Here is an 18015-nt window from a genome sequence, read left to right as displayed (position 1 = left end):
CTCATGTCACTATTACATTACTCAATTTTTATAACAATTCTCTTAAATTTAGATACAGTTATACATATTTAGCAACACAATCAAATTTCAACAAAGGGGATTGGGGATTACGGATTAGCAAGAGTATTGTCCAGTCCCCAGTCCCCAGTACTGCCAAAAGGCGTCTCCCGACCGAGGGTTCTGGCGTCCCCCACCATACGTACTTGTTGGTGGGGGACTCCTTGCCGCCACCAGTTGAGTTCAAATCAAGAAATCCTTGTATAATGGGTTTTAAAAGTGCTATATTTTAGCATAAAAAACTTTGAATCCCGGTAAATTCCTTAAAAAGGCACTTTTGTTGGCATTTTACGTCCAATACCAATATCTAAATCTCTAGTAGTAAAGTTTAGTTACGAACCTTTAGTCCCAGTTGTTTAGACAAAAGACTTATTTCTGCCTCAGGAGCTTAACCATGCGACGTTTACTTTCTACTTTAGCCGTGACTAGCTGTTTGCTGGCTGGAATACCAGCCATAAGCTGGGCACAGAGTTTGCCAGGGTTTACGCTGTTTAGCGGTGTCAAAAGCGAAAATCAGCTACCATTCCGGTTAGATTTTGGCGGACAAAGCAATGGCTGGGATAGGTACAGACTGAAAATTTCTCAGAAAAAGCTGAAAACAGCAGTAGCTCATTTTGTCATTTCTTATCCTGATTACTACAAAGGAACCTTTGACCCCAAAGAGATTGAGGTTAGGGTTAGGGACAAAAAGATTGCATTATCAGAGGTGAAGTGGGATAAAGAAAATCGCGTCATTCAAATTTATCCCGAAGAACCAATACCAGCAGGTAACAGTGTCGAGTTGGTTCTCTCTAACGTGAAAAACCCAGCTTTTGGTGGAGTTTTCTATTTTAACTGCTCAATTCAGTCTCCTGGCGATGTGCCGCTATCGCGCTACGTCGGAACATGGATTATCAGCATTAGTTAAGTTAACAGTCCATAGTCAAGAGTGATTGGGCTATGGACTCGTTGAATAATCACATTTTTTGCATATAAAGTGATAAAATTGTAAATTGTGACTTTTTTTATAAAAATTGTCTAAGAGGATAAAAACATGAAGAGAACGCTGGAAGGCACTAGCCGTAAGAGAAAAAGAACCTCTGGTTTTCGCGCCAGGATGCGAACTCCAGACGGTAGAAACGTCATCAAGGCTAGAAGAAGAAAGGGACGCTACCGTTTGAGCGTATAAGGCATCCCAAAGCGATTCATAGCAGTTGTGGCATTGCCTAAAGCAAATCGGCTAAAATCTCACAGAGATTTCCAGGCAGTTTTCCGGGAAGGAATTCGTCGTCATGGTTTACATTTAACATTAAGAGCCTTACGACCGTCACCTTCCTGCAAACCTTCTGCGGATGCTGCTTGTGAAATGCAAACAAACGACAAAGCAAATCTGACTCCAGCCCAGATAGGCATTTCGATCAGCACAAAAGTCAGCAAACGAGCAGTCGTTCGCAACCGCCTGAAACGGCAAATAGCAGCTGCATTGTATCAGTTGTTGCCAAGGATATTACCAGGATGGCGGATTGTGGTTGTTGTCAAACCAACAGCAGCAGATATGAAGTGCGTAAGCCAACAATTTCTGCAAGAATTAGAGCAGTTGTTGGCACAAGCAGAGGTGTTCAATGGGCATTCGTGAAGAAGTTTATTTTGAGGGTGGTCCCCATATTGGGGATTTAATTACGAACATATTGATTGGGCTAACAGTTGTTGGACTACCATTGACAGTCGGGGCGATTGTTAGGGCATTGTGGCTGCGCTACCGTATCAGCGATCGCAGGGTTTCTGTGACTGGTGGTTGGAGGGGACGCGATCGCACCGATGTGATTTACTCAGAAATCGTCAAAATAGTCAAAGTTCCCCGTGGTATAGGAGCCTGGGGGGATATGGTTATCACTCTTAGAGATGGTAGTCGTCTGGAAATACGGGCAATTCCCAAGTTTCGGGAAATCTATGACTACATCGAAGAAAGAGTCATCGCCAAAAACCCTAACTATGCGGGTGCTAAGAAGTGATGCGGGGGATAAGGAGGACAAGGGAGATGAGGGGGATAAGGAGGATGAGGAGGATAAAGAGGATAAACGAGAAATTCTTTACTCCCCCATCTCCCTCATCTCCCTCATCTCCCCCATCTCCCTCATCTCCCTCATCTCCCTCATCTCCCCCATCTCCCCCATCTCATATAATGTGCGGCTATCCGTAGTACGAAGCTAGTCACATAGAAATCACGATTTAGATAAATTAGATTAAGTCAATTTACAGTATCTCAGGTTGAATTCAAAATAATGGATTTTGGTATCGGGTTTCTCTCGAACAACGTGATGCTGCCAATCATAGACTTGTTCTATAGCATTGTGCCTAGCTATGGATTGGCGATCGTAGCATTGACATTGATCATTCGTTTTGCGCTCTATCCCCTGAGTGCTGGTTCAATTCGCAGTATGCGACGAATGCGGATTGTACAACCTCTGATGAACAAGAAGATGCAAGAAATCAGAGAGCGGTATAAGGACGATCCGCAAAAGCAGAACGAAGAAATGATGAACGTCCAAAAAGAATTTGGCAACCCGCTTGCAGGTTGTTTGCCACTGCTGCTGCAAATGCCAGTTTTACTAGCACTATTTGCGACATTGCGGGGTTCACCTTTTTCTGGTGTGAACTATAGTGTTAACCTGCAAATCTTTCCTGCTGAACAAATCGAAAGAATTCAACCGCAAGCCTTTGCCACTCCCCCACAAAACATCTATGTTGCTGAAGGGGAACACCTTAAGGTATCTGCCATCCTTCCCGCAGGTAACAAATTAGCTGTGGGAGAACATACGAAGATAGAATATCAAACCCCTGAGGGCAAACCATTTCAGGCACTTTTAGCAGAACACCCTAACACTCAGTTAACCCCTGAATGGAAAATTACCAAAGGGGAAGAACGGATAAAAATTGATGCTGAGGGTAACATAGAAGCCTTACAGCCGGGAGATGTCACAATCCAGGGAACAATTCCGGGACTCGCAGCAAGTCAAGGATTTCTCTTTATTGATGCCTTAGGTAGGGTTGGTGCAACCGATCCAGACGGCACCATTCATTGGGATATCGTCGCAATGGTCGTCCTGTTTGGTATTACGCTCTACGTCAGCCAAGTCCTTTCTGGACAAAATAGCACTAATGCCAACCCACAGCAGGACACTGTAAACAAAATTACTCCCGTCATCTTTTCTGGGATGTTTTTGTTCTTCCCCCTACCGGCTGGGGTGCTAATGTATATGGTGATTGGTAATATTTTCCAGACACTACAAACCTATATTCTGACGCGCGAACCTCTGCCTGAAGAACTACAAAAAATCGTAGAGACTCAGAAGAAAGAAGAAGAAAGCGCACAACAAAAATCGCTGCCGTTTGAGCCAAAAAGTTCTAAGAAAAAGACTACAGGGTAATGATGACAGACAGTCGAATGGAACGTGGTCAGGAGTGGTTGAAAACACTGCTGCAACTTAGTGGGCTATCTGTTGATATTGAAGGTGAGATAGAAACAATCGTTAATCAGGATGAGGAATCTCCAGAACCTGATATTTACTGGTTAACGATTGATGAAACAAACCTAAGACCGGAACAAATTGAGATTTTAACTGGTCCCGATGGTTCAGTGCTAGATGCAATTCAGTATCTAGCAAATTCTATTCTCAACTTAAATCAACCACAAGAGGAGCAAGCCTCATACACTGTTGAGTTGAATGGCTACCGTGTTAAGAGATTTGCAGAAATTCGCGCAATGGCTGAAGCAGCAGCAGCGCAAGTGCGCTCTTCTGGTCAAGAAGTAGAAATCAAGTCACTCAGTTCAGCCGAACGTCGTCAAGTTCACACATTATTTAAGGAATTTGATGACTTAGAAACCTTCAGCCGAGGGAAAGAGCCGTTTCGTCAGCTTGTTGTACGCCTTGCATCAATCGAATAACTGAACAGTTAGAAGTCAACAGTCAACACTCAAGAGTCAACACTCAAGAGTCAAGAGTGAGGAGTGAAGGGTTAACACAAAAATTGATAACTCATCACTCATTACTTTTATCTCAAAATTTTCGGAAATCCGAATTTAGTAGTTATAAAACTAATTTTTAGAAAAGCTAGACTTAAATATGTATTAACAGCTGCATCGCTGATGATACGCATAATTTCTAGTTACGCACAATTTGTAGTGAGGATGTCTCACAAGTCCTATGGACGCAATTTTTATTCCGCAGCTTACTAAAGCGCCGGAACGGACAGAAGAAATCCAAGTCAATGAGTTTCTGCCCGGTTTAGAAACTTTGACACCAGTTCGCGGTCGCATTCGTGTGCAACATCACGGTAATTATTTAGATGTTTCTAGCCAAGCAGAAACAATCATTACTTGTACCTGCAGTCGGTGCTTGCAAAACTATAATCATCGTTTGACGGTTGAGCCCAAGGAAATCATCTGGTTAGATGAAGCAGCTAACGAAACAGATGACCTGCCATTAGAACGGGAAGTCGCTTTAGATGATTTAATAGAAACCCTCTCACCTGAGGGATATTTTTATCCTGATCAATGGCTGTACGAGCAAATGTGTTTGGAACTGCCCCAGCGACAGTTGTGTGATGCCAATTGTCAGGGGATTCAACCAAGCGCTGAGAGCAAGTTCAATCATTCTGTTGACAGGCGTTGGTCTTCTTTGGAATCTTTGAAAAACCAATTACCAGGAGCGTAGTTTGATAATTTTGTAGTAAGCGCTTTAGCGCTAAAGCACTTACTACAAATTAGGGTTGACTTTTGACGAGTTGACAAAATATCATATATATAATGGTAAAGGTGTGCGCAGGTAAGGTCAACCTTTCAAGAATTGTATTAGCTAAAATACTAACGCTGGATGAAACCCCGCAGTAGTCGCCACAGTATCAGCGGTGGAGTAACCTTACAGCCATTGGTGTTAAGTTGAGCTTTAAGCGTTTATTGCACGTTGATTTTACCCCACACGCCAGTCGCCTGCGGAGGGAAACCCTCCTGCAGCGCTGGCTCCCCTTAATCCCCTCCCCGCCAGCAGGGAGGGGAGGTTTTGGCGTAAGACAAAAGCCGGGTGGAGTGGAGCGAGAATTGTTGCCTCGTTCCCAGCCTCAGGCTGGGAATCCCTACTGGAAGGCTCTGCCTTGCTTAACAGCTGCTCTGCCGCTTCAAGGGCATTTCCAGGTGGAACCACCGAAACGAGATTTTAGAAGGGTTTTGGGTTAAGTTGACACCAATGGGCACAGAACAGCCCCTACAAAAAACCTGTAATTTACCCAATTGAAAACTGCTATAAGTCTACGTGGAATGAGGATGTTTTCATTTTAGGGTTGACTTTTGAGGAGTTGACAAGATATCATATATAATATGGAATAAGTGTACGCAGATAAAGTCAACCTTTCAAGAATTGCAGTTCTTAAGATTGATGCTGGAACAAGCCCGTAGTAGTCGCCACAGTATCAGCGGTGCAGCAACCTCACAGCTATTGGTGTCAACTTAAGGTTCAACCCTTTATTCCACGTTGATTTTACCCCACACGCCAGTCGCCTGCGGAGGGAAACCCTCCTGCAGCGCTGGCTCCCCTTAATCCCCTCCCCTTGGCAAGGGGAGGGGAGGTTTTGGCGCAAGACAAAACCGGGGTGGGGTGGAGCGAGAATTGTGGGCAAGTATAAAGGCATGATGTAAGGTAATTAGAAAGCTTTCAGGTCAAGTTGACACACCAAATTAACCGCGCCGGGGTAGCCCCGGGACTAGGACATGGGGGCTAGGCGCGGGCGATTTTAATCGCCGTCCAAATTCTTCTATCAATTCACTAATGCTCATGCCTCTCAAATCAGCTTCGCGCTTCATATTTTCCCAAGCTGTAGGAGTAACTACAATTTGATGTCTTTGTTTAACTTCATCGTGTAGTATTGGTGTGTTTTTTAGTCTTTTTTGCCCTTTTTTAGTTGTCATTTAACTAGATATTGTGTATGTTCTAATGATAGTCTAACATTTACAGGAGGTGATTTAATTTTGGCAGCAAAAACAACCAGTTTCGTTACAGAAATACCTTTAATTACGACTTCTAAAGACTTGTCAGTACTTGCTGCAAGATGTGAGGCAGGAAGACAACTATATAATGCCGTATTGTCTGAAGGTAAAAGCAGACTCCAGTTAGTAAGAGATTCTGACCTTTACCAACAAGCCAAACAAATAAACAAAACGGATAAAAAAGCCAAGGTAGGTGCATTTCAAAAAGCTAGGGATGTTTATCGTTTTAGTGATTATGATCTACAAGCTTTCGCTAATAAAACAGCCATTGCAAGTGTTTGGATTAAATTGCACCTTGATGCTAATACCATTCAGAAGATAGCTAGTAGAGCTTTTAAAGCTTTAGAGCGGATGGCTTTTGGTAAAGCTAAAAAGGTCAGATTTAAGCAAAAAGGTCAGTTTGCATCTCTAGAAGGTAAAACCAATAAACAGGGTATTCGCGCTTACTGGTAATGGTGTTGAATGGTCAAAGTTAAAACTACCTGCCCTCATTACTAATGACCCTGTAATATTACATGGTTTAAATTCAAAGATTAAATATGTGCGCTTGGTGCGTCGTATTCTTAATCAAAAAACCTATTGGTTTGCTCAATTAGTTTGTGAAGGCGAACCATATCAAAAGCCTAAAAATATTATCGGTGATGGCACTGTTGGTATTGATTTAGGAGTATCAACAGTTGCAATTGTTGGTGATACAGAGACTATTTGGACTCATGCGGCTGTTGAATTAAATTCAAAGCAAAAAGAGGTTAGAAAACTGCAACGTAAGATGGATAGACAGCGCCGTGCTGGTAATCCTGGTAATTTTAATCCTAACGGTACTGTCAAGAAAGGTTCAAAACGCTGGAAGAAATCCAATCGTTACAAAAAAACTGCGGCTAAAAAACGCGAAATAGAGCGTAAACAAGCGGCTTACCGTAAATCTTTACATGGCAAGCTGGTTAATCAAACTTTGAAACTCGGCAAAAATATCAAAACCGAGAAGGTATCTGTCAAAGCCTGGCAGAAAAATTGGGGTAAGTCTATTGGCTTTAAGTCCCCATCAAGTTTTCAATCAGAACTGAAACGTAAAGCTGAAAACGCTAACGGAGAAGTTCTAATGTTTTCGACGAGGTATACTGCACTGTCTCAAACCTGTTTGTGTGGTAATAAGCAGAAAAAGTCATTATCTCAACGAGTGCATAACTGCTCTAAATGCGGTTTGACAATGCAACGAGATATTTTATCTGCTTATTTGAGTCGTCACGTTGACCCTAAAACCACTTGCGGGCATTCCAATACCTGGTACTGCGACCAAAGTGTCAGCTGACCTGGTGAGCATTTCTGCTTATCCTTCTTCCGGGTAATTTTATGACCAGCCAGCAGCTGACTTCCCCAGTTAGAAAGCTTGGCTGGTTTTGTTTTCGGTTTATGTCGTTGACAAAAGCCGCGATACTTTTTAGCACATTCATCCAATGTTTTACCTAGTCCTAGAAAAGCCGGATGCCATTGAGTCAGTCCATCATTCGTTAATTGGTCATAAGTGCCGTAGTTGCTGAAATCGTAGAAAAAACTGCGTCGCATTTGGGCAGCTCTAGGATTGCCGTGAATGTAACGTAGGGTATTTAATGCTCGTTGTGTATCGGTGGGTGGAAACCCGTCACAGTAATACCGTTGTTCCCAAAAATGTCCAGTACGATTGAGCATCCGGTTGAAGCACATGGCTGTGTACCAGTTGAGAAAATGCATGATTTTAGGCAAATCTTCTGGAGTGGCTGGTTCTATCAGGTAGTGGACGTGGTTTGACATGATGCACAATGCATAAAGTTTGAAGCCATATTTGTCCAAACTTTTTTTGATTGCATACAAGAAGACTTCCCGGCATTCCCGGCGTGCTAGGTTGAATTCGCGGTTGTTGCAGCGGGTGGTAACGTGGTAGGAAAATCCGCTTTGTAAATTTCTCTTCTGGCGAGTCATTTTGTAGTGCAGGCATCTTGCCCGCTTTGTGTTCGATGTCCGGTAGAAGATATTTTATAGCGGTTCTCGGTTGGGTGCAGTACATTTTTAACCTCGCTTCCATTCCTCTCTCCACCTCTGGCTAACCCTCTCCTAAAAGGAGAGGGAAGAGGAGAGGCTTTGAATCTTACTCCCCTTCCCTACTAGGGAAGGGGTTGGGGGTTAGATCTGTATTGGACGAAACTGCAAACCGCTATAGTCCTTGTACTGGGTCATCAAGTCAATTACCAAACTATGAAGGTAAAATACCGATTCAAAAAATGTTTGCGACAGATACCCCACCCGCGAAGAGAGCGCACGCTCCCCGATTCATGGGGAGGGTTAGGGAGGGGTATTTTACTATGTGTTGCATTCTTTTTTCAAATTGGTATAACCTATGGCGATTGTGCGATCAAACTTGAAAATAATGCAAGATATCCGTTGAATCAGGCGAGGCGTGGATTGAACGATCGCAAACAGAGGAAACACAACAAGAAAGTTGTTAGAACCATAACAAACCTGAACAATGAGAGAAAGAACTGCGATGCTTCGATGATCATACCTTGTCGCCTACAACAACAAGATTCCCGACTTCTTAAAGAAGTCGGGAATCTGAACTTGATAAATGCAAAAATTGGAGAAAGTATGACAGAGGTTGTCTGATGACATCCACGACTACCCAACATTTGCTCACCTTTGAGGAATATCTCGCTTGTAAGGATGATACTGATAACCGCTATGAACTCGTGGACGGTAGGTTAGAACTGATGAATCCACGAACGTTCAGGCATATTTTAATTGCTAAGTTTATTGAAGGACAGTTGGATGGAGAAATTCGTCGTCTTGGCTTACCTTGGCTGTGCTTTCGGGAGGCTGGCGTTAGAACAGGATGGCGCAAGTCGAGATTAGCGGACGTTTGTGTCGTAAGTGCGGAACAAGTGACAGATATGCTGGATGAATCTGCTGTTTGTCAAACGCCACTACTGCTGACTGTGGAGATCATCAGCCCAGAGTCTATCAAACGCGACTATCGCTATAAGCGTTCTGAATATGCTGCTTTGGAAATTCCAGAGTACTGGATAGTAGATCCCCTAGAAGGAAAAGTGACAGTCCTGTTGTTGGAAGAAGGACTGTATGAAGAATCTGTTTTTACAGGTAAGCAGTGCATCGCCTCTTGCACTTTCCCACAGTTGACTCTTTCGGTGGAGCAAGTTTTAGCAGCAGGTAAGATTGGTGAATGAGTTGACTTTTCACTTCTGCTGTGGAAAACCTCTCTCCAAACCTCTCTCCTACAAGGAGAGAGGCTTTGAGTCTTACTCCCCTTCCCTCGTAGGGAAGGGGTTGGGGGTTAGGTTTTTCGTGGATTTTTCTACATGGCGTGAAAAGTCAGGGCGAATGAGTTGTTAGAACGATGACAAACCTGAACAATGAGAAAAGAACTAACAACTCACTCCTAACATCTACTTATGAGCTTCCGTGACGAGTTTAAACTCCTATTACGCGCCCGCTACCCCTTAATCTACATTCCTACTTACGAAGAGGAACGGGTGGAAGCGGCTATCCGGGAAGAAGCAGCGAACCAGGGTAATCGTCCAGTGTATACTTGGGATTTTGTGGATGGTTATCAAGGTAATCCCAACGATGCAGGGTTTGGTCGGCGTAACCCCTTACAAGCTTTGGAATTTGTAGAAAAACTCCCAGCTTCTGCGCCTGCGGTGTTTATTCTCCGAGATTACCATCGGTTTTTAGAAGATGTGGCGATCGCTCGCAAACTCCGCAACCTCGCCCGACTCTTCAAGTCCCAACCAAAAAATCTCGTGTTGCTGTCGCCGAGAATTGCGATTCCTGACGACTTAACAGAAGTTCTTACTGTCCTTGAATTTCCTTTACCCGCAGCCGCCGAAATTAAAGTGGAAGTGGAACGTTTGATAGCCGCGACTGGTAACTCGCTTTCTGGTAAGATATTGGATGATTTGGTGCGCTCTTGTCAAGGGCTATCGATGGAACGCATTCGTCGGGTTTTGGCACGAGCAATAGCTACCCACGGAGAATTACAACCAGAAGACGTGGATCTCGTTTTGGAAGAAAAGCGGCAAACGATTCGCCAAACTCAAATACTCGACTTTTACCCAGCCACTGAGCAAATTTCTGATATTGGTGGACTGGATAACCTCAAAGACTGGCTGCTCCGCCGAGGTGGAGCATTTACCGAACGAGCGCGACAGTACGGATTACCGCACCCTCGTGGTTTGATGTTGGTGGGAATTCAGGGAACTGGGAAATCGTTAACTGCAAAGGCGATCGCCCATCATTGGCACTTACCTTTGCTACGTCTCGATGTGGGACGATTGTTTGGGGGTTTGGTAGGTGAATCGGAATCCCGCACTCGACAAATGATACAAGTAGCAGAAGCCCTCGCTCCTTGTGTATTGTGGATAGATGAAATAGATAAAGCCTTTTCCGGGCTTGGTAGCAAAGGTGATGCGGGAACTACGAGCCGTGTTTTTGGTACATTTATTACTTGGTTAGCCGAAAAAACCTCACCTGTCTTTGTTGTTTCCACCGCTAACGACATTCAAGCGCTACCACCAGAAATGCTGCGAAAAGGGCGGTTTGATGAAATTTTCTTTGTTGGTTTGCCGAGTCAAGAAGAGAGAAAAGCAATTTTTACCGTGCATTTATCTCGACTGCGTGCGCATAACTTAAAAAATTACGATATCGACAGGTTAGCTTACGAAACACCTGATTTTTCTGGGGCAGAAATAGAGCAAACTTTGATTGAAGCAATGCACATCGGGTTTAGCCAAAACAGGGACTTCAATACCGATGACATATTAGAAGCTGCCAGTCAGATCATACCCCTAGCACGAACCGCTGTCGAGCAAATTCAGCAACTGCAAGAATGGGCGGCGGCTGGTAGAGCGCGTCTGGCTTCCAAACACAATCCTTTGAGCGATCGCATTCAACGCCAGTTGCAATAATGAGTTAAAAATTATGAATTATGAACAGTAAAAATTTTCATAATTCATAATTTATAATTCATAAATTTGTAGGGTAAGTTGTCCACTATGATTAACATACTGAAGTATACACTTGGGATTTTCTTGGCGCTTGCTATCTTAGCTGGCGGTGGAGTCGCTGCTGCTTTGTATTTTATGAATCGAACCTCAGCACCTCCCAGCAAACCCATTTTTGCCAATGATAGCCCGGCTGTGAGAGGGGTAAAGCCAAAACCAACTGTACCTAAAGCAGCAAAAGTAGCGTCTAAGCCTGAAGCGAAGGGTAAAGCTTCTCCTAAGCCAACCCCCACTCCAAAGGCTAGTGAATCGCCCAAGCCATTACCACTAGGAGCTTACCAAGCGCGTGTCACTTGGAAGCAAGGCTTGATTTTGCGATCAGAACCAAACTTGGATGCTGAACGTGTTGGTGGGATTGGTTTTAATTCAAGAGTGATCGTTCTCGAACAAAGCGAAGATAATGTCTGGCAAAAGATTCGCTTGGAAGGTGAGGAACAAGAAGGTTGGGTGAAAGCAGGTAATACCCAGAAAGTGGACGAAGAGGATTCCCAGGAGACACAGACAGACCAATAACCTAAAGACAACAATAACTAGACAACAACAGTAAAACCAGCAACCTCCCAAGACTCATAAACTAAAACACAAATAAAAATGCACAATCATTTATTAGAATCGTTGCCCGCTAACTGTTGAGAGTCAACAGTTAACAGTGAACGGTCTACACGATAAAGCAATGTAACTTTTCTGTGGAACAGCTTACTATTCTTTTCATTGCCTGCTCGGGATGAAAATACAATCGCTTTGCTTTTAAAAATCAAACTCTCATAGGGACTTAGCATGGGTTTAGGCTTTTCCATCACCTAATTTGTCTTTCATTGAAACGAGAAACGCTATAGCAGCCATTTTTTTATTAAGAAATTTAGTCAAATTTAAAGCTTCATTGCAATCATTTGAGAAGTTGAAAAAACACGATTCTACACAATCAGCAGCTTTGGCAATTTTTGACTGGCTTTGAGCTGATCTTTTACAACAGCAGGTTAGCTTAAGCTTAAGAAAAAGGAAATTTATACAATAAAAATGACAAACAATCATGCGATTGTCATAGGCGGTAGTATGGCTGGGTTAGTCGTGGCTCGGATTTTGAGCGATCGCTTCCTTGCAGTCACGCTCATTGAACGAGATCAATTTCCTGAGAAAGCTATTCCGCGCAAGGGCACTCCTCAATTTCGCCACATACATGTACTTTTGCTACAAGCTCAGATCATCCTCGAAAAACTTTTCCCTGGACTGCCTAAGGAAATGATTGCTATTAGTCACAAGCGAAGATTACCGTTATCGAGGCACTGAGGGTCAACCACCCAGCCTACTGACCCGACTTATGCACCGATACATGGATGAAGTTTTGCAGTTGACGACAAACAACGCTGATGTCCGCTTAGCACTGCTGGAAGTGATGCATATGCTCAAACCGCCCGCCAGGCTGTTTCAACCCAGGATAGCTATCCAAGTGCTGAAGCAGGCGTTCAAGCTGAGTTCTGTGTTCCCGGCAACAACTTCACATAGCCAGCAGGTAGGATAAAGGCTGCATATTATAACGAAATTGGCTTCCACGTGCTTCCACATATAGATACCGATTGCTACATAAGATCAACAGATAAACGCCGTATGTCTCAAGCTAAATAAAGCAATTTACTTAAGAAACTGGTATATTTTTTGTAGAAGTCGATTTGTGCAATTAAGTCAATTGGGGGGTTAGTTGCTTGCTGTATCAAACCTCTGTAAACAGTATTTTCAAGGTTTTCTTAATCTAGGGTTTTCAGCAGTAAAGATTTGGTACGACTTCCGTGCATTTACGTAATCAATAAGTATTTAATTATTATAAAACAAGTTGTAAGAAATTACCTGTTACACAGGTGTATCAATAATGGTATATACAAACAATTAACTAACGCTCTGTATGGGGTCAAATCTACAACAGGGAAATATTGGAAACTACAAACTTGAAACAAGTATGGAAAAAATTGGTTATCTTCAGCTTGCTTCAGCAAACGAGGCATCAACAAGAAATGAGGATGTTCCTGTCCGAGTTCATTCTAATCTTTTTGCACACTTAAATTGGAAAACAGTCTCTAGCAGTGCTGCAATACATCTTTTATCTGTAGCACTGACTTTAGCAGTTCTAAGTCTAGCTCAGCGTGCGGTAGCAGCTGAGAAAGTAGGAAGTAGCGGTTCTCAAGTCTCCGAAATCCAAAGATGTTTGAGCAGGCTGGGCTATTATAATGGTCCGGTAACAGGTAAGTTTGCTTCCTTAACCCAGAATGCTGTGATTCGGTTCCAGCGAGCCAATGGACTACCAGCTGTTGGAGTTGTGGGTGCTAGAACTCAACAAGCCTTGCAATCTCAATGTCAAAGTAGAAGACCTGGTAGTAATGTAAGCGGGGCTTTGCAACCAGGTAGCAGAGGTCCAGCCGTTACTAGGTTACAAGAGGATTTGCGGCGTTTAGGTTACTTTAATGGTCCGATTACAGGCAATTTTGGTTCAGAAACTCAACGAGCAGTCGTGAGATTCCAGCAATCAAATGGAATACGTGCTGATGGTGTTGTCGGTGCGACAACAAAACAAGCAATACGTATCAGTCTTAACACAAATAATTCTTCAAGTTACACCTCAACTTACAATTCCTCAAATAATTCCTCAAATTACTCCTCAACTTACTCCTCAACTTACTCCTCAGACGGTATTGGTGGAGATAACTCGCCCTATGCTTTAAATTTGGGTGACTCAGGTGCCCAAGTCAGAGAATTACAACAGGATTTGCAGCAGTTGGGCTACTTTAGAGTGAACCCCACTGGCTACTTTGGTCCAACAACCCAGGAAGCTGTGGCACGTTTTCAACAAGATTATCGAATAAGACCCAGCGGTGCCGCCGACTCACAAACCTTAGGAGCCATAACGACAGCTCTTAGAGGGCAAAATTATGGGCAGTATCCTGAGCAAAATTATGGGCAATATCCTGAGCAAAATTATGGTTGTTCAACAACCGGAGATATTTGTCAAGGTGAGAGGAGTCAACGAGTTAGAGTCGTGCAACAGCGTTTGCAGAATTTGCGATTCTTTAACGGTGATGTCACTGGTTATTATGGTTCAGCAACTAGAGATGCTGTAGCTCAATTCCAGCGATCCTATGGACTGGAAACGACTGGGTTCGTCAATTATCAAACCTGGCAAGCATTAGGGATAAGCAATAATCCAGACAATTCTACAGGATGGAGCCCTAACCAGGAGAATCGCTTTGTCGTGGTCGTACCGATTTCTAGAAATGACACTTTGAATCAAGTGCGTCAGTACATTCCCGAGGCTTTCCAAGCTGAATCTAGACTTGGTCCTTTTGTAAATGCTGGACAATTTAGAGAACGCTCACAAGCGGAAGAGTTGTCTAAATGGTTACGTTCGCGTGGGTTAGATGCACGGGTAGATTACTTCTAAAAGTTAAGAGTTAAGAGTTATGAGTTATGAGTTATTATTTATAACTCGTAACTCTTAATTTTATTCCCTACCCCTAACGAAATTTAAAGATAATGGCAGAAACTCGTATTGGAATTATTGGTGGCAGCGGTTTATACAAAATGGATGCCCTCAAAGATATCGAAGAGGTGCAAGTCCAGACGCCCTTTGGTTCACCATCTGATGCTTTGATAGTAGGAACTTTAGAGGGTACGCGAGTCGCTTTTTTAGCGCGACATGGTCGTAATCACACGTTGTTACCTTCCGAATTGCCATTTCGTGCCAATATCTATGCAATGAAGCAACTGGGTGTAGAGTATTTAATTTCTGCTTCAGCTGTCGGTTCATTGAAGGAAGAAGTGAAACCACTGGATTTGGTGGTTCCCGATCAATTTATTGATAGAACGAAAAATCGGGTTTCAACGTTTTTCGGTGAGGGAATTGTTGCTCATATCGCTTTTGGCGACCCAATTTGTAAAAATTTGGCTGGAGTTGTCGCTTCGGCGATCGCATCTCTGAACTTACCAGATATCACGCTTCATCGTAGCGGTACCTATGTGTGTATGGAAGGACCAGCATTTTCGACAAAAGCAGAGTCAAATCTTTACCGCAGTTGGGGTGCAACGGTGATTGGGATGACGAATTTGCCAGAAGCGAAGTTAGCACGGGAAGCAGAAATTGCTTATGCGACTTTAGCGCTAGCGACAGATTACGATTGTTGGCATCCAGATCACGATAACGTGACGGTGGACATGGTGATTGCTAATTTGCAGCGAAATGCAGTTAATGCTCAGAAAGTAATTCAAGAAACAGTGCGGCGTTTAAGTGAAAACCCACCCCCAAGTGATGCACATTCAGCCTTAAAGTATGCGATTTTGACGAACCTGGAAAAGGCTCCAGCAGTCACCAAAGAGAAGTTAGGGTTGTTGCTGAAAAAGTATATGTAGAAACCTCTTTACCATTGTTTATTGTGGTCTTTTAGCAAAAATTCATACCACCCTGGTAGTAGTACTATCAGGGTGTTGCTTTGCCAGTAAATACCTATAAAGTAAGAAAGCTTTGCTCAGCTACCTGTTCTGCCATTTACGCCTCATAGCAGATATTGATTAACGCCCTATGGCAGAACTTACCGCTGAAACCAGGTGTTATTATTTTTTTCAGTGGTGGATGGATAAGGTTCATATATTCATACATCAGCGGTTCCTCAAAACCAAGAGGACTGTCTACCATCACAAAAAAAAGCTGACGTAACTCACAACCTATTTATGTCGTCAATCTATACCAAAAAAGCTATACAGGCGATAATGGAACTGTGAGGAGAAAACGGAAGCGACTTGTATTAGAAAGGGGAAATATCATGAAATCCAAGATTTTAGCAGCTCTAACCTTAGTAACTCCCCTGCTCTTAGCAACTTCAGTTAACGCTGCTAATCCGCAGCACGTAAAAAAGCTAATTTCAACTGGGGAATGTAGCGGGTGCGATCTATCGAAAGCTAACCTCAGTGGTGCGCATTTAATTGGTGCTGACTTGAGAAATGCGAATCTCAAGGGAGCTAACTTGACAAACGCGAATCTTGAAGGCGCTGACTTAACGGGTGCGAACTTAGCAGGAGCTAATTTAACGTCAGCTTTCGCAACAAACGTTGACTTCAAGAAAGCCAATCTTAACGGCGTCAATTTTAGTCGTGCTACGATTTATGACTCTAATGTTTATGGGGCATCCATGAATGACCTCAATATTACCAACGCTGAAATATTTAACACAGGTATCGGTGTTGGTGGTGAAGATGGAGAAATTCCTGATTGGAAATAGAACCTACCATAGCTTCGATTGTGGGAAGTAGGGACTAAAGATTGGTAAATTCCTTGCACACGAATTTTCTGAGTCGATTGATTAGTTTTGCTTATCTCTGTCATTAGGTGGCACAGCTTGAGAAACAGGCTAACTATGGAGATGATTCCATAAACCTACTTCTTTTGAAAAGATTTTTGTTTTGATTTTGCATTACCTTGCGTGGGAAGCTAAAAATTCCTTGGCAATAGCAATAGGGATTTAGGGATGACTCGTTTAATTATCATGGCTAATTTAGCTTCCCCCCTAATGCATAAATTATTCAGGTGTAAACTTACAATATGTTGACACTGCCTGAAGATACTTATGTTAATTGTTGGTAGATATAAATATTTTTAAATTATCAAACTTATTTTTAGTGGCAATTTAGTATAAGTAATAACTTCTCTCAACTGGAACTATCAATATAAATGTATTAATTGAGGACGACACCTTAAAATAGCTTAAATATCGGGTAAAATCGGCATTTAGACTTGTATAAATGAAAGGTGGACTGATTTTTGCATGATTTGTACTTAGACGAGTACCATTGTTCGCAACTCATAGGTATGGAATAGCCCTAGATTCAAGATTCTAGTTCACTCAAAAATGAACTTAGAATGCTATTTCCCAGTCATCCTACTGCATTATGACTGCTACCCTCTGAGTGGTTTTCTACCTTGTAGTTGATGAAGTAATGGTTCAGGGACAATTATGGTTATAGGCAACTAAAACCTCGTTGTACCCCAAAGTCAGTTGTGCTGATGCGCTGGTGCATCGCCTAGTCAACAGCCTTTTGGATGTAACAGTCCGGATTTAAAGTAACTGAAGTGTGAAAATTAAGGAAGCCCAAATGCAAGAACCGGAAATTGTGGAAACTAAGTCTCCAGAGGCAACAGTGCCAAATATTAACAACCAAACAGGAACCATAACTAAACTCCAGCCAAGCGCCCAGTCTCAAGATCAATGGCTAAAATACGGAGAGCAAGTTTCTGGTTTTTTAGCGACACTGCCCGACTATCTGGGAACCTTCTTTAATAGATACAAACAGCCCCTGATTACCATTGGTTTGATTGTGACAGCGATTGTCACCGTTAGGGTTGTCTTGGCAATCTTGGATGCTTTGAATGACATTCCCTTAGTCGCACCTACCTTTGAGTTAATTGGTATTGGTTACTCTGCATGGTTTGTTTACCGCTATCTACTCAAAGCTTCAAATCGGCAAGAGTTAACCAATGAAATTGCAGCGCTCAAATCACAAGTTGTTGGCAAACAAATTCCAGAAAGCTAAATAGCTGCTATTGATGTAGTGCATAAGCCATTCGGGCTTATGCACTATCAATTTTTTCTAAAGCCCTGCCTCCCTCATTTTACGCCCTCACACTGGGAGTTCAGGGCTACCAAAACAAAGCCTGCCCCTACGCAGGCTTTTAGTTTACAGTGGTTTTCGCGCGTTGCTGAATCAAGATATGAATTTATAATTCATGGCTGTGTAGAGACGTTGCATGCAACGTCTCTACAAAGATTTTCCATCAAACTAAAAAAATGTCTACAAACATAATTCATGACTAAATTCAGCAACGCCGTTTTCTATAAGGTGGGCATTGCTTAC

22 protein-coding genes are annotated in these 18015 nt (G+C 42.8%); 20 read left to right on the top strand and 2 right to left on the bottom strand.

Translation table 11 applies throughout. The annotated features are described in order from the left end of the window. Nucleotides 1–451 precede the first annotated feature (451 nt). From ACM0OZ_RS26795 to ACM0OZ_RS26755, 9 genes are all read left to right on the top strand, one after another. Nucleotides 452–964, top strand: coding sequence for a DUF2808 domain-containing protein (locus ACM0OZ_RS26795; protein WP_414585868.1), 513 nt, complete (start codon nt 452–454; stop codon nt 962–964). 126 nt (nt 965–1090) lie between these two features. Continuing rightward, a complete protein-coding gene (rpmH, locus tag ACM0OZ_RS26790) occupies nt 1091–1225 on the top strand; it encodes a 50S ribosomal protein L34 (RefSeq protein ID WP_071838482.1) in 135 nt (44 codons plus the stop codon). A gap of 27 nt (nt 1226–1252) precedes the next feature. Beyond that, complete coding sequence (rnpA, locus tag ACM0OZ_RS26785) at nt 1253–1672, top strand: ribonuclease P protein component (protein ID WP_414585867.1); 420 nt, start codon at nt 1253–1255, stop codon at nt 1670–1672. Then, a complete protein-coding gene (locus ACM0OZ_RS26780) occupies nt 1659–2048 on the top strand; it encodes a PH domain-containing protein (protein WP_414585866.1) in 390 nt (129 codons plus the stop codon). The genes rnpA and ACM0OZ_RS26780 overlap by 14 nt, the downstream gene beginning before the upstream one ends. 44 nt (nt 2049–2092) lie before the next feature. Then, nucleotides 2093–2236 (top strand): hypothetical protein, encoded by a 144-nt coding sequence (locus tag ACM0OZ_RS26775; RefSeq protein WP_414585865.1) that lies wholly within the window; start codon nt 2093–2095, stop codon nt 2234–2236. Nucleotides 2237–2318: 82 nt separating this feature from the next. Next, nucleotides 2319–3464 carry a membrane protein insertase YidC gene (yidC, locus tag ACM0OZ_RS26770; RefSeq protein ID WP_414585864.1) on the top strand — a complete coding sequence of 382 codons (1146 nt, stop codon included), beginning with the start codon at nt 2319–2321 and terminating at the stop codon, nt 3462–3464. Next, nucleotides 3464–3982 (top strand): protein jag, encoded by a 519-nt coding sequence (locus ACM0OZ_RS26765; RefSeq protein ID WP_414585863.1) that lies wholly within the window; start codon nt 3464–3466, stop codon nt 3980–3982. Before yidC ends, ACM0OZ_RS26765 begins: the two co-directional genes overlap by 1 nt. A 259-nt stretch (nt 3983–4241) precedes the next feature. Beyond that, a complete protein-coding gene (locus ACM0OZ_RS26760; protein ID WP_414585862.1) occupies nt 4242–4751 on the top strand; it encodes a YceD family protein in 510 nt (169 codons plus the stop codon). Between the two features lie 224 nt (nt 4752–4975). After that, on the top strand, nt 4976–5269 hold the full coding sequence (locus ACM0OZ_RS26755) for a hypothetical protein (RefSeq protein WP_414585861.1): 294 nt from the start codon (nt 4976–4978) through the stop codon (nt 5267–5269). 498 nt (nt 5270–5767) lie between these two features. On the opposite strand, the gene ACM0OZ_RS26750 is transcribed toward ACM0OZ_RS26755, so the two are convergent. Then, nucleotides 5768–5998 carry a hypothetical protein gene (locus ACM0OZ_RS26750; protein ID WP_414585860.1) on the bottom strand — a complete coding sequence of 77 codons (231 nt, stop codon included), beginning with the start codon at nt 5996–5998 and terminating at the stop codon, nt 5768–5770. Between the two features lie 60 nt (nt 5999–6058). On the opposite strand from ACM0OZ_RS26750, the gene ACM0OZ_RS26745 reads away from it, so the two are divergent. Continuing rightward, nucleotides 6059–6529, top strand: coding sequence for a hypothetical protein (locus ACM0OZ_RS26745; RefSeq protein ID WP_414585859.1), 471 nt, complete (start codon nt 6059–6061; stop codon nt 6527–6529). After that, nucleotides 6501–7385 (top strand): RNA-guided endonuclease TnpB family protein, encoded by an 885-nt coding sequence (locus ACM0OZ_RS26740; protein ID WP_414585904.1) that lies wholly within the window; start codon nt 6501–6503, stop codon nt 7383–7385. The genes ACM0OZ_RS26745 and ACM0OZ_RS26740 overlap by 29 nt, the downstream gene beginning before the upstream one ends. Here the strand turns inward: ACM0OZ_RS26740 and ACM0OZ_RS26735 are convergent. Beyond that, on the bottom strand, nt 7319–8032 hold the full coding sequence (locus ACM0OZ_RS26735) for a transposase (protein ID WP_414585858.1): 714 nt from the start codon (nt 8030–8032) through the stop codon (nt 7319–7321). The two genes, ACM0OZ_RS26740 and ACM0OZ_RS26735, sit on opposite strands and share 67 nt — an antisense overlap. Before the next feature lie 680 nt (nt 8033–8712). Between ACM0OZ_RS26735 and ACM0OZ_RS26730 the strand changes: the two genes are divergently transcribed. The 9 genes from ACM0OZ_RS26730 to ACM0OZ_RS26690 all read left to right on the top strand — a co-directional run bounded on the left by ACM0OZ_RS26730 (nt 8713) and on the right by ACM0OZ_RS26690 (nt 17694). Further along, nucleotides 8713–9291, top strand: a complete 579-nt coding sequence (locus ACM0OZ_RS26730; protein WP_414585857.1) for a Uma2 family endonuclease — start codon at nt 8713–8715, stop codon at nt 9289–9291. A 225-nt stretch (nt 9292–9516) separates the two neighbouring features. Beyond that, nucleotides 9517–11031, top strand: coding sequence for an AAA family ATPase (locus tag ACM0OZ_RS26725; protein WP_414585856.1), 1515 nt, complete (start codon nt 9517–9519; stop codon nt 11029–11031). A gap of 87 nt (nt 11032–11118) precedes the next feature. After that, nucleotides 11119–11640 (top strand): SH3 domain-containing protein, encoded by a 522-nt coding sequence (locus ACM0OZ_RS26720; RefSeq protein ID WP_414585855.1) that lies wholly within the window; start codon nt 11119–11121, stop codon nt 11638–11640. Between the two features lie 504 nt (nt 11641–12144). Beyond that, a complete protein-coding gene (locus tag ACM0OZ_RS26715) occupies nt 12145–12414 on the top strand; it encodes a hypothetical protein (protein ID WP_414585854.1) in 270 nt (89 codons plus the stop codon). Next, a complete protein-coding gene (locus ACM0OZ_RS26710; protein WP_414585853.1) occupies nt 12371–12646 on the top strand; it encodes a hypothetical protein in 276 nt (91 codons plus the stop codon). Before ACM0OZ_RS26715 ends, ACM0OZ_RS26710 begins: the two co-directional genes overlap by 44 nt. A 378-nt stretch (nt 12647–13024) precedes the next feature. Continuing rightward, nucleotides 13025–14554: a peptidoglycan-binding domain-containing protein gene (locus tag ACM0OZ_RS26705; RefSeq protein WP_414585852.1), complete on the top strand. Its 1530-nt coding sequence runs from the start codon at nt 13025–13027 to the stop codon at nt 14552–14554. Between the two features lie 92 nt (nt 14555–14646). Beyond that, nucleotides 14647–15519, top strand: a complete 873-nt coding sequence (locus ACM0OZ_RS26700) for an S-methyl-5'-thioadenosine phosphorylase (RefSeq protein WP_414585851.1) — start codon at nt 14647–14649, stop codon at nt 15517–15519. A 410-nt stretch (nt 15520–15929) separates the two neighbouring features. Then, complete coding sequence (locus tag ACM0OZ_RS26695) at nt 15930–16385, top strand: pentapeptide repeat-containing protein (RefSeq protein WP_414585850.1); 456 nt, start codon at nt 15930–15932, stop codon at nt 16383–16385. Nucleotides 16386–17256: 871 nt separating this feature from the next. After that, nucleotides 17257–17694: a CAAD domain-containing protein gene (locus ACM0OZ_RS26690; protein ID WP_414585903.1), complete on the top strand. Its 438-nt coding sequence runs from the start codon at nt 17257–17259 to the stop codon at nt 17692–17694. The last annotated feature ends 321 nt before the right edge of the window (nt 17695–18015 follow it).

The organism is Scytonema sp. PCC 10023 (assembly GCF_963920835.1).
GTDB lineage: Bacteria > Cyanobacteriota > Cyanobacteriia > Cyanobacteriales > Nostocaceae > Kalymmatonema.
Note: the sequence above shows the minus strand (reverse complement) of the source record. Positions and strands in the feature narration are given on the sequence as shown.

Bases quoted from the DNA above. Each gene is read 5' to 3' on its own strand.
- yidC (WP_414585864.1), top strand. From the start codon at position 2,319: ATGGATTTTGGTATCGGGTTTCTCTCGAACAACGTGATGCTGCCAATC.
- ACM0OZ_RS26720 (WP_414585855.1), top strand. From the start codon at position 11,119: ATGATTAACATACTGAAGTATACACTTGGGATTTTCTTGGCGCTTGCT.
- ACM0OZ_RS26700 (WP_414585851.1), top strand. From the start codon at position 14,647: ATGGCAGAAACTCGTATTGGAATTATTGGTGGCAGCGGTTTATACAAA.
- ACM0OZ_RS26705 (WP_414585852.1), top strand. From the start codon at position 13,025: ATGGGGTCAAATCTACAACAGGGAAATATTGGAAACTACAAACTTGAA.
- ACM0OZ_RS26695 (WP_414585850.1), top strand. From the start codon at position 15,930: ATGAAATCCAAGATTTTAGCAGCTCTAACCTTAGTAACTCCCCTGCTC.
- ACM0OZ_RS26690 (WP_414585903.1), top strand. From the start codon at position 17,257: ATGCAAGAACCGGAAATTGTGGAAACTAAGTCTCCAGAGGCAACAGTG.
- ACM0OZ_RS26735 (WP_414585858.1), bottom strand. From the start codon at position 8,032: ATGACTCGCCAGAAGAGAAATTTACAAAGCGGATTTTCCTACCACGTT.
- ACM0OZ_RS26750 (WP_414585860.1), bottom strand. From the start codon at position 5,998: ATGACAACTAAAAAAGGGCAAAAAAGACTAAAAAACACACCAATACTA.
- ACM0OZ_RS26730 (WP_414585857.1), top strand. From the start codon at position 8,713: ATGACATCCACGACTACCCAACATTTGCTCACCTTTGAGGAATATCTC.
- ACM0OZ_RS26775 (WP_414585865.1), top strand. From the start codon at position 2,093: ATGAGGAGGATAAAGAGGATAAACGAGAAATTCTTTACTCCCCCATCT.
- ACM0OZ_RS26725 (WP_414585856.1), top strand. From the start codon at position 9,517: ATGAGCTTCCGTGACGAGTTTAAACTCCTATTACGCGCCCGCTACCCC.
- ACM0OZ_RS26760 (WP_414585862.1), top strand. From the start codon at position 4,242: ATGGACGCAATTTTTATTCCGCAGCTTACTAAAGCGCCGGAACGGACA.
- ACM0OZ_RS26765 (WP_414585863.1), top strand. From the start codon at position 3,464: ATGATGACAGACAGTCGAATGGAACGTGGTCAGGAGTGGTTGAAAACA.
- ACM0OZ_RS26780 (WP_414585866.1), top strand. From the start codon at position 1,659: ATGGGCATTCGTGAAGAAGTTTATTTTGAGGGTGGTCCCCATATTGGG.
- rpmH (WP_071838482.1), top strand. From the start codon at position 1,091: ATGAAGAGAACGCTGGAAGGCACTAGCCGTAAGAGAAAAAGAACCTCT.
- ACM0OZ_RS26715 (WP_414585854.1), top strand. From the start codon at position 12,145: ATGACAAACAATCATGCGATTGTCATAGGCGGTAGTATGGCTGGGTTA.
- ACM0OZ_RS26795 (WP_414585868.1), top strand. From the start codon at position 452: ATGCGACGTTTACTTTCTACTTTAGCCGTGACTAGCTGTTTGCTGGCT.